At 59.9% G+C, this 10888-nt stretch carries 7 protein-coding genes; 3 read left to right on the forward strand and 4 right to left on the reverse strand.

The features are described from left to right. Positions 1-75: 75 nt before the first annotated feature. Positions 76-2367, forward strand: coding sequence for a DNA internalization-related competence protein ComEC/Rec2 (locus QVF59_RS06055; RefSeq protein ID WP_287878057.1), 2292 nt, complete (start codon positions 76-78; stop codon positions 2365-2367). On the opposite strand, the gene QVF59_RS06060 is transcribed toward QVF59_RS06055, so the two are convergent. The 4 genes from QVF59_RS06060 to QVF59_RS06075 form a co-directional block, all read right to left on the reverse strand. Beyond that, positions 2364-3257 carry an ATP-binding response regulator gene (locus QVF59_RS06060; protein WP_159879764.1) on the reverse strand — a complete coding sequence of 298 codons (894 nt, stop codon included), beginning with the start codon at positions 3255-3257 and terminating at the stop codon, positions 2364-2366. The genes QVF59_RS06055 and QVF59_RS06060 overlap by 4 nt on opposite strands. After that, the gene (locus QVF59_RS06065) at positions 3232-5844 is read right to left on the reverse strand and encodes a sensor histidine kinase (RefSeq protein WP_159879762.1); all 2613 of its coding nucleotides are present in this window, start codon (positions 5842-5844) and stop codon (positions 3232-3234) included. The genes QVF59_RS06060 and QVF59_RS06065 overlap by 26 nt, the downstream gene beginning before the upstream one ends. A gap of 15 nt (positions 5845-5859) precedes the next feature. Next, positions 5860-6633: a ParA family protein gene (locus QVF59_RS06070; RefSeq protein WP_287878060.1), complete on the reverse strand. Its 774-nt coding sequence runs from the start codon at positions 6631-6633 to the stop codon at positions 5860-5862. Between the two features lie 122 nt (positions 6634-6755). Continuing rightward, positions 6756-7238, reverse strand: coding sequence for a surface-adhesin E family protein (locus QVF59_RS06075; RefSeq protein ID WP_287878062.1), 483 nt, complete (start codon positions 7236-7238; stop codon positions 6756-6758). A gap of 400 nt (positions 7239-7638) precedes the next feature. Here QVF59_RS06075 and recQ point away from each other — a divergent pair, with 400 nt between their 5' ends. Together recQ and argJ are read left to right on the forward strand one after the other, a co-directional pair. Continuing rightward, on the forward strand, positions 7639-9432 hold the full coding sequence (recQ, locus tag QVF59_RS06080) for a DNA helicase RecQ (RefSeq protein ID WP_287878064.1): 1794 nt from the start codon (positions 7639-7641) through the stop codon (positions 9430-9432). A 72-nt stretch (positions 9433-9504) separates the two neighbouring features. Beyond that, positions 9505-10722 carry a bifunctional glutamate N-acetyltransferase/amino-acid acetyltransferase ArgJ gene (gene argJ / locus QVF59_RS06085; protein WP_287878065.1) on the forward strand — a complete coding sequence of 406 codons (1218 nt, stop codon included), beginning with the start codon at positions 9505-9507 and terminating at the stop codon, positions 10720-10722. The last annotated feature ends 166 nt before the right edge of the window (positions 10723-10888 follow it).

Below are 10888 nucleotides of genomic sequence, written 5' to 3' on the forward strand. Positions count from 1 at the left end.
GATGTATGGCAGTGCGGCAAGCAGCCTGTCCCTGTCGACATTGTCGTGCGCAGCAGCTGCGGGCATAAGGAACACATGCTGAAACTTGCCCTGTTTGTGGCCGGCATTGTTTGCTGTGCCTTTTTGCCCGTGTTGCCCTCCCTGTGGAATCTTGCCGGTCTGTGCCTGCTGCTGTTGCTGGTGTCGCGGCTTGCCCCAGCGCGTCCGGCATGGCTGGCCGGTATGCTGTTGGCCTTCTTGCTTGGGCTTGGCTATGCCGACGCCCGTGCACAATGGCGGCTGGCACAAGCGTTGCCCGCGTCGCTATGGCAAAAGCCGCTGGCCTTGCAAGGCGTGGTGCGTGGTTTGCCGGTATCCGGCACGTATGGGGTGCGCATGCAGTTTGAGGTAGAACAGGTGCTGACGTCGGGCGCGCAACTGCCGGAGCGGGTGCAGCTGTCTGTTTTTGCCCGCAAGGGCGAGGGTACCAGTGATATGGCCTGGCATGCCGGTGAGCGTTGGAGGCTGACGGCGCGTTTTCGGCCATTACAGTCCACCGCCAATCCCCATGGTTTTGATGCGGAGCAGTGGTATTGGTCAGAGGGCATTCTGGCCACCGGCACGGTGCAGCCCGGAGCGCAGCGGCTGGGTGAGGCCAATGATGTCCTGGCAGTGGTGGATCGCTTGCGTGAGAGGCTGGTATTGCGTATCGAAACCGTGCTGGGGCAACAGCGTGCTGCCGGACTAGTGGCTGGCTTGACCGTGGGTGCCCAACAGCAGATTGCGCGAGAGGAATGGCAGAGCCTGGCTCGTACCGGCCTGACCCACGTGGTTTCTATTTCAGGCTTGCATATCACCATGGTGGCGGGGATGGCAGCGGCAATCGTGGCCTGGCTGCTGCGACGCTGGCCAGTCAGCTATTTGCACCCGCGCATTCTGATTGTGCTGTCCGGCGTGATGGCTGCTGCTGCGTATGCGGTGCTGGCCGGCTTTTCCGTGCCCACCCAGCGAACGCTCTACATGCTGTGCTGCGTGGCACTGATGCTGCTATGGCGGCGCACCTGGAGCGGGCTACATATCTGGTGGCTGGCCTTGGCCATTGTATTGCTGATCGATCCTTTTGCAGTGCTGGCACCCGGTCTGTGGCTGTCGTTTGGCCTGGTGGCCGCACTGATGCTGTCTTCACTGGGACGACGGCGTCCTGCCGGGAAAGTGCAGCAGGCATTGATGGGGCAATGGGCGGCTACCGTGGCTTCCCTGTTGCCGCTGCTCGCTATGTTCGGCAGTTTCCCGCTGGTGTCGCCGCTGGCCAACGCCCTGGGCATTCCCTTTGTTTCCGTGTTGCTGACTCCGGCCAGCCTGTTGGCGGTGGCGTTGCCCTGGGATCTGCCCTTGCAACTGGCCGGCTGGCTGGCGGAGTGGTTTTACCGTGGAGTGGACTGGCTGGCGCAGTTGCCGGTGTGGCAGGCTGCCGCACTGCCATGGCCTTTGTTGTTGCTGGGCGGGATAGGCAGCGTCTGGCTGCTGGCGCCTGGTGGCATGCCGGGGCGCTGGTTGGGCGGCAGTCTGCTGCTGCCGGTATTGTTCTACCAGCCCGCAGCACCAGAGCCTGGTACCGCACGCATCCGCTTGCTGGATGTCGGCCAAGGCTTGGCCGTGCTGATCCAGACTCATCAGCATGCTTTGCTGTTCGATACCGGTGCCGCAGGTGGCGAGCGCTGGGTATTGCCGCAATTGCGTGGTTTTGGCATCCGTCAGCTGGATGTGCTGCTGTTGTCGCACAATGACAAGGATCACGATGCTGCCACGGCTGATATTGCCGCAGCCATACCGCTGCAGCGCGTGTTGGCGGGCCAGGCGGCCACGCTGGAGCAATATGGTTTGACGGGGGAGATCTGCCAGCGAGGGCAGAGCTGGGTGTGGGATGGGGTGCGCTTTGATGTGCTATGGCCGCCAGCCGGCGCGCAGTTGCCTGATGACAACAGCCACAGCTGTGTGTTGCGGGTGGCCAGCTGGCGGCATGCCATCCTGATCAGTGGCGATGCGCCACGGGCGGTGGAGCAGCAGCTGGTGGCGGATTATGGCGGGCAATTACGCAGCACGGTGCTGGTGGTGGGGCATCACGGTAGCCGGACCTCCACCGCGCCGGAGTGGCTGGAGACGGTGGCGCCACAATGGTCAGTGCTGAGCGTGGGCTTTCTCAACCGCTACCGTCATCCGCAACCGCGCGTGCTGGAGGCCTTGCAGGCACAAGGCGGGGTGCTGCGTACCGATGCGGACGGCTTGATCAGCATTGACATGGGGACGGAGCTGTCGTTTGAGTGCTACCGGATTCAAGCTGCGCGCTACTGGCGCAGCCCTGGCAACTGCGGGGTGGCGGCCAATTAAGGCGTATGCAGCACGCTGGCGACAACCCGGTTGCCATTGCCTTGGTATTCAACATTGTCGAAGGACAGCTTGCGCGCAATCAGGATGCCGCGGCCATGGCTGGCCAGCAGCGAGGCCGACGGACAGTCCTGATAGTTCTGCCAATCAAAGCCATCCCCCATGTCCTGGATGGTAAAGCGGTAGCAACTGGCGTCGCGGAAAAAGAAAATGCTGACTTCGCGTTGTCCCAGTACCGGATCGTGCTGGCGGCGTTCCAGTTCTTCTTCCCAGCCGCCTTCGGATTGCAGCCTGGTTTTTTCGGCGTAGCTGATGCCCAGGTTGCCGTGTTCGATGGCATTGACCATCAGCTCGAACAGGCCGGTCGCCACTTTTTCCGGTTGGGTGCAAGTGCGTGCCAGCAAGGCGGTGACGGTCTGGGCTTCTTTCAGGGTGCGCAGGCGGAATTCAGCCTGCTGCAACTGGGACAGCGCATCCAGGTGCTGCTTGGCCAGCTCTCGAAATGCCTGGTGCCGGTCCCAGTGGCTTTGGGCTGCCTTGACCACCGCCAGCAGCATATCGCGCGAGAAGGGCTTGGTCAGATAGTAAAAAGCACCCGCCTCCATGCCTTGCTGCACGCTGGAAGGGGAGCCGATGGCAGTCTGCAGGATGACGGGCAGGAAGTTGAGCTCTTGCGTGCTCTTGATGCGCTTGAGCACATCAAAGCCATTCAGGCCGGGCATCATCTTGTCGAGCAGCACCATGGACAGCGTGCTGCCTTGTTCTTGCAGGATCTGCCAGGCTTGTTCGCCATTGTCGGCGCACACGGTTTCATAGCCTGCTGTTTCCAGCAGCTCGGTCATCAGCTCCAGATTGAATGGCTCGTCGTCAACGAGTAAAAGACGGTGGGGCATAGGCTTCCTCGTTTGGCGTGTGATTGTCGTGCTGGCGTGGCAGCAGGGCAGTGAATACTGCACCGCGCGGGCTCAGGTTTTCGGCAAAAATGACGCCATGATGTGCCAGGATGATTTCGCGGCAGATGGCCAGGCCCAGGCCGGTGCCGCCAGCCCCGGTTTTGGTGGCGCTGCTCTGGATGAACTTGTCGAAGATGGTTTCGATTTCATCCGCCGGAATACCCGGGCCGGCATCTTCCACGCATAGCATGATCTGTTCTTGCTGCTGGCTGTCCTGTTGCAGGCGCGCGGTGACGCGAATGACTTCGCCATCCGGACTGAACTTGATGGCATTGGACAGCAGGTTGCGCACCACCTGGCCCAGCCGGAAGGGGTCGATGTCTGCAGTCAGCTTGTCCGGCGTGCTGTAGAGGTAGATCCTGATATTACGGTTGCCTGCCAGCGGGGTCATTTCATCACAGGCTTCGCGCAGACAGTGGGTCAGGTCGTAATGACCGAAATGGTAGTCCATCTTGCCCACTTCCATCTTGGCCAGGTCCAGCAGGTCGTTGAGTAACTGCAGCAGGCGGTTGCCGCTGCTGTGGATGCGCTGGAAGTACTGTGCCAGCTTGTCATCCTGCAGCTGGCGCGAGCGCGCTTCGCCGATTTCGGTAAAGCCCAGGATGGCATGCATCGGCGTGCGCAGCTCATGCGACATATTGGCCAGGAATTCGGTTTTGGCGCGGCTGTTTTCTTCGGCCAGCGTCTTGGCCTGGCGCAGCGCATCTTCCATTTCGCGCTGGGCAGAAAAGTCCTGGTACAGCCAGATGGTACCCAGCTTGGGCACGGACGGATTCACCGCCCGGCCAAACATGCGGCACCAGATGACCTTGCCGGAACCGGTGCGCAGCTTCACTTCCGATTGAACCACCTTGCCGTCATTGAGCAGGTTGTACAGTGCGCGGCCGGTGCGCTCCCATTGCTCCTGGCTTTCGAAGTAGGGCAGGGTGGTTTGGCCGATGACCTCGTCTTCCTTGCGTTCGAACAGATCAAGGAAAGCACCGTTTACCCGGCGCAGGTGGCGGTCGACAATATAGGCCATGGCCATGGGGCTGGCTTCCAGCAGGGCTGCCAGTTGCCGGCTTTGTACTTCCACCTGTTCTGCCAGGCTGTTTTTCAGCCGGATCAGCGCGGCCTCCTGCTCCTTGCGCAGGCTGATGTCGCGGCACACCGCCACGTAGAAGGAGTCGTCCGGGACTTCAACCCGACTGAGCGACAGTTCCACCGGCATATGCCGGTTGTCGCTGCACAGCAAGTGTGCCTCGAAGGGGCGGCCTTCACGGGCGGCGGCAATGGCTTCAAAGCTGATGCTGGGGTTGAGGCTGTAGAGTTCGGTCAGTAGCGAGCCGACTGGCAGGTGCTCGATGGATTCCGCGCTCTGGCCAATCAACCGGGCGGCTGCGGGATTGACATGGGTGATCAGGCCATTGCGGTTGATCAGGATGATGGCGTCCGAGCTGGCTTGCAGGATGGCGCGCTGGCGGGCTTCGCTTTCCGCCAGAGCCTGCTCGGAATGCGTGCGGTCGTTGATCTGTTCGCGTAGCGTGCGGTTGTTCAGTTCCAGCTGCTGGTGCTGGCGGCGCAGCAGGATACGCAATTCCCGGTTATGCGTAATCTGCCGCTGCTGCAGAATGAGCAGCAGGCACATGATGATGGCCGAGACGGCAAGAATGCCGTAGCCCTGCATGCTGAGTGCCGGCTGGTCTTCTTCCAGCGGGTAGGCACCAAACAGCAGGTCGTAGCCGCCGATATGGCGGCGCGTGGTCAGTAACGGGTTGCCTGATGGCAAGGCCTGTGCGGGCAGCGAGTCGAGGCTGGGGCGGTCCGGTGCTTCCTGATTCCAAACCACCAGGCGCACATGTTGCAGCGGATTGGGCTGGTCGGGGTTGTTCTGGCTGCTTTGCAGCAGTAGATCGCTACGCAGATTGACCAGCAACATGTGGCCGTCATCACCGAGATTGGCCATGATGTCCAGTCGCGGTGTGGCACCCGGCGTCAGGGTGTTAAACATGAGCATGGGCTGATTGCGGTTGCGCGCCTGGTCCATCTTGCGTCTGGCGTTGTCCAGGCTGCCCAGATCCATCCCTTGCGGCAGTGCGTTGCCGTCGTCCGGCAGATAGCTTTCCACTGGGTAGTACATCGGTTGCTGCGGGCTGGGGACCAGATGCCGGTCCTTGAGAGTACGTATGCTGTTGGCGATATTGGCTTCGAATTCGGCACGCTGGTTCGGGCCGATGCGCCGTACGATGCCGATACCGCCAAAACGGCTTTCTTCTTTCAGGACGGTGGGTGCCAGTTCGCTCAGATTGGGGGGCGTGCCGGTACTGTGCCGCTGTCGGATCAGACTTTGTGCCAGCAGGTCGGTGCGGTCGAGCATTTCCTGTAGCCGGGTGGCCAGCAGCTCCGTTCCCAGCTCCCCCCAATGTTGCAGCTTCTCTTGTTCGCGTACCTGATCATTGTCCAGCAGCAGCGCATATTCAGCCGACAGCAGGGCAATGGTCAGGAGTGCTCCCAGCAACAGGGAAGTGAGACGATTCAGGCTCGACATGATTTCCTGCCGGCATCAGGCCAGCGTGTGGTACAGGGCAGTAAACTCAAGCGATAGCTTGTGTTTGGGGTCCAGATAAATCATCGGCTTTGCCACATCGTGCGATTCGCGAATCTTTACCGACGCAGACAGCGGCGGATCCAGTACGGGCAGGCCTTCGGCGCGCAATTCGGCCACCAGTCGCACTGGCAGGCTGGCACGCGGCTGAAACTGGTTGACCACGATGCCTTCTACCTGCAGTGCAGGATTATGATCGGCACGGATCTCTTCCACGCTGGAGAGCAGGTTGTACAAGGCCTGGCGCGAAAACGCATCGCAATCAAACGGAATCAGGCAGCGGTCAGCTGCGATCAGGGCCGAGCGGGTAAAGAAGTTGAGCGCAGGCGGGGTGTCGATCCAGATTTCGTCAAACTCCCCAGCCACCTGGTCCAGCGCCTCTTTCAGCTTGAACATCTTGTAGCGGCTTTCCAGCTTCACCATCAGCTCGCTCAGTTCCGGATGTGATGCCAGCAGCTGCAGCGCATCAAAGGGCGTGTTGCTGACAAAGTCCGGCAGCTCCTTGCTGTACATGCTGATATTCAGCATCTGGCCAAAAAAGCCAGCGGCGGATTTTTCCGCAGCATGCGTCGTCGCACCGGTCAGGTAGTGGCTGGCATTGCCCTGGGCATCCAGGTCAATCAGCAGCACCTTCTTACCCTGACGGGCGGCCACGGCAGCCAGATTGGCAGTAATAGTGGACTTGCCTACCCCACCTTTCTGATTGAACACCACACGGCGGATGGCGTGCATGGAATCTCCCTTTGGCGACACTATATATATGCTGGTGGATGGAGCCGGCTGGCTGTTGTGTGCAACGGTTGGCGACGTTAAAGCCTGGCAAGGCTGATATACCGGAGTGGCATCCGAATATATCAGAAGCCGGCCAGGCCCTTGCACACGTATTGCATCTGCTGATAGCTGGCCGAGTTCTGGGTGACCGGCATCGCTTTTATCTGGCTGTCATTGTAAGTGTAACTGGCGATCTGGCGACCATTTTCGTCAAACAACACCATGCTGGTCAGGCGGAAAGTGCGCGCAGAGCAGTCGATCAGCCAGCTGTTGATGGAAATTTTGTGCCGTGGAGTGGACAGGAAGTTTTCTTTCTTCACATTGAAGATGGTCTTGCGATCGCGAAAGGTCACAACACTGCCTTGCGGCTTGATCGACAGCTTGTCCAGTTCGTTCAGGATGTTGCCATTGGGTGATACGCCCAGGTTTTCCCAGTCAGCATTGGCCTGTGACGGCAGGGGAGCAGGCAACGGTTTTGGCCTGGGGGATGAGGTTTGAGTAGGGACGGTAGTGCAGGCGGCCAGCAGGCTGCCACAGGCTGCCAGGGCGAGCAGACGATAAAACATGCTTGATCTCCGGTGTAATGCCCACAGTTTCGCATAGGCGGCAGCGTGGAGGAAATCATGCTGGCACCAACGGCAAGTCCTGCTTGCCGCCACCGTGGTGATATTGCTTGTTGTGTGCCTGATGTTTGGGTCTGGATTGACGTCATTTTCATGTGAAAGTTTAAGAATTGTCTTTAATAGAAAATGAACTTTCAATATTGACTAATGGTCTCTCTGCTACGAGAGCATCTTTCTCTTCGTTTCACATTGTCTCCATCCAAACTTGATGCCGCCCCTTTCGGGCGGCTTTTTTTTGTGTAGCGGCGCTTTGCCGTACAATGGCTCCCTTCCCATGACTTCAAACAGGTTGTCGGCCTTGTCCTGACCGGATTATCTGGCACAGGCTTGGTGCTTACCCCGCATGCAGGACGCACTCACCTTACTTGGCAATATCTTCGGCTATCCGGCCTTTCGTGGTCAGCAGGCGCAAATCGTGCAGCACATTGTGGATGGCGGTCATGCCCTTGTGCTGATGCCAACTGGCGGCGGCAAGAGCCTGTGCTACCAGATTCCAGCGCTGATGCGGCTGGGGGTGGCCATTGTCGTTTCACCGCTGATTGCGCTGATGCAGGATCAAGTGGCTGCGCTCACCGAAGTTGGCGTGGCGGCCGCCTGTCTGAACTCGGCCACCGCGCCGGACGATGCCCGTGATATTGCCCGGCGCGCCCGCGATGGTTCCTTGAAGTTGTTGTATGTCGCGCCGGAGCGTTTGCTGACCCCGCGCTTTCTGGATTTTCTGGCGCAATTGGACATTTCCCTGTTTGCCATCGATGAAGCGCATTGCGTCAGCCAGTGGGGGCATGACTTCCGCCCGGAATACCAGCAGCTGGGCATGCTGGCCGACCACTATCCTCAGGTACCGCGCATCGCGCTGACCGCCACGGCCGACCCGCAAACCCGCGAAGACATCCTGCATTACCTGAAACTGGGCGACGCACGGGTGTTTCTCTCCAGCTTCGATCGCCCCAATCTGTTCTATCAGGTGGTGGAAAAGCACAACGCCAAAAAGCAGCTGCTGGACTTCATCAATAATGAATATCCTGGCGCTTCTGGCATTGTGTATTGCCTGTCGCGCAAGCGGGTGGAAGAAACCGCCGAGTGGCTGAGCCAGAACGGCATTCCGGCCTTGCCCTACCACGCCGGCCTCAGTCACGAGGTACGTGAGCGGCACCAGCGCGAATTCCTGCGCGAAGAAGGCATTGTCATGGCGGCCACCGTGGCCTTCGGCATGGGCATCGACAAGCCAGATGTACGCTTTGTCGCCCATATCGACCTGCCCAAGAGTCCGGAGAATTTCTATCAGGAATCCGGCCGGGCGGGGCGGGATGGTCTGCCAGCCTCCAGCTGGCTGTGTTATGGGCTGAACGACATGGTGCAGCTCAACCAGATGATCCAGGGCTCGGAAATGGCCGAGCTGCAAAAGCAGGTGGAACTGTCCAAGCTGGATGCCATGCTGGCCTTCTGCGAAACCGCCAGTTGCCGCCGCCAGCAAATCCTCAGCCACTTTGGCGAAGCCAGCAAGCCCTGCGGTCATTGCGACAATTGCCTGAATCCCCCCATCACTTTTGACGCCACCGTACCGGTGCAGAAGCTGCTGTCCTGTATCTATAGAGTGGAGCAGCGTTTTGCTGCCAATCATGTGGTGGATGTGCTGCTGGGGCGCAGCAACCAGTCGGTCCTCAGTTTCGGGCATGACAAGCTGTCCACCTTCGGCATCGGGCGCGACTACAACCAGCGCGCCTGGCGTTCGCTCATCCGCCAGCTGGTGGCGCGCAAGATCCTGCAAGTGGACATCGCCCGCGGGCAGTCGCTGGTGTTGACCGATGCCTGCCGCTCCTTGCTCAAGGGGCAGGAGAAAATCTATCTGCGCCCGCTGGCGGAAGACAGCAAGGCGCGCAGCGTCAATACCGACCGCTGGTTGCGCACCGAAAGGGAAGAACGACTGTGGCAGGCCTTGCGCCGCTGGCGCCGCCAGACCGCGGATGAACACAATGTTCCAGCCTATGCGGTGTTTTCTGACCGGACCTTGCGCGACATCGTCGAGCGTCGGCCACAAAGCCTGCGCGAGCTGGGCAAGGTATACGGCCTGGGTGAACTGAAGCTGGCGCGCTATGGCGATGCATTGCAACAAATCCTCGATAGCCAGCAGGACTGATTCCGTTACAATCTAGGCACACAACATACAAGTAACAGGCACGTGTCAGCGTGCCGGCATGGAGAATTCATCATGGCAGTCAACCTGACTCCGGTTAGCGCCGATCAACTGGCCATCATTGATGGCATCGAACTGAGCGTGGCAGAAGCCGGCATCAAAAAAGCCAACCGCAAGGATGTGCTGGTGGTGCGCATCGACAAGGGTAATACCGTTGCCGGCGTGTTCACGCAAAACCGTTTCTGCGCCGCCCCGGTGCAAATCAGCAAGAATCATCTGGATGCCGGTGTGCAAATCCGTGCTCTGGTGGTGAATACCGGTAATGCCAATGCCGGAACCGGAGAAGACGGCCGTCAACGCGCACTGTCGGTCTGTCAGGCACTGGCCGGCGAGCTGGACTGCGCAGTTGAACAAATCCTGCCGTTCTCCACTGGCGTCATCCTGGAGCCGCTGCCTGCCGACAAGATCATCCAGGCACTGCCGACCCGTCGCCCGGCCAACTGGGCCGAGGCTGCCGAAGCCATCATGACCACCGATACCGCGCCCAAGGCCACCAGCCGCACGCTCGATATCGACGGCGCCAAGGTCAGCATCACCGGCATCGCCAAGGGCGCCGGCATGATCCACCCGAACATGGCCACCATGCTGGGCTTTGTCGCCACCGATGCCCCGGTAACCCGTCCGGTACTGGAACAACTGGTCAAGGAAGTGGCCGACCTTTCCTTTAACTGCATCTCGGTGGATGGCGATACCTCCACCAACGACAGCTTCATCCTGGTATCCACCGGCAAGAGCGCGGCACCGCGTATCGATTCGGTCAATCACCCGGCCTACGCCGTTCTCAAGGCAGCGCTGGTCGATGTGGCCACCGAGCTGGCCCAGGCCATCATCCGCGACGGTGAAGGTGCCACCAAGTTCATCAGCGTCAAGGTAGAGGGTGGCCGTTCCGTGGCCGAGTGCAAGGACGTGGCCTACGCCATCGCCCGCTCGCCGCTGGTCAAGACTGCCTTCTTCGCCTCCGACCCGAACCTGGGCCGTTTGCTGTGCGCCATTGGTTATGCTGGCGTCAGCGATCTGGATGTCGATCGCCTCTCCTTGTATCTGGATGATGTACTGGTTGCCTGCAATGGCGGTCGCAACCCGGAATACAAAGAAGAAGATGGTCAGCGTGTGATGAGCCAGAGCGAAATCACCGTTCGCGTGGTGCTGGGGCGTGGTGCGGCCCAAGCCACGGTCTGGACCTGCGACTTCTCTTATGATTATGTGAAAATCAATGCCGACTACCGTAGCTGATACAGCTACCCAGTAGTCCCTGATACAAAAAGCCCGGCCCCGCCGGGCTTTTTGCTGCCGGTGGCAGTGCGCTGACCAGCTTTTTGCGCCAGTTTCCCCCGTTGATCAGTAGCAGGCTGGACTGCGGTGCGCCGCCGCCTGTGCACCCGCAGCAAAATAGTCATGA

The sequence above is a fragment of the Aquitalea sp. genome (genome assembly GCF_030150775.1).
Classification (GTDB): domain Bacteria; phylum Pseudomonadota; class Gammaproteobacteria; order Burkholderiales; family Chromobacteriaceae; genus Aquitalea; species Aquitalea denitrificans.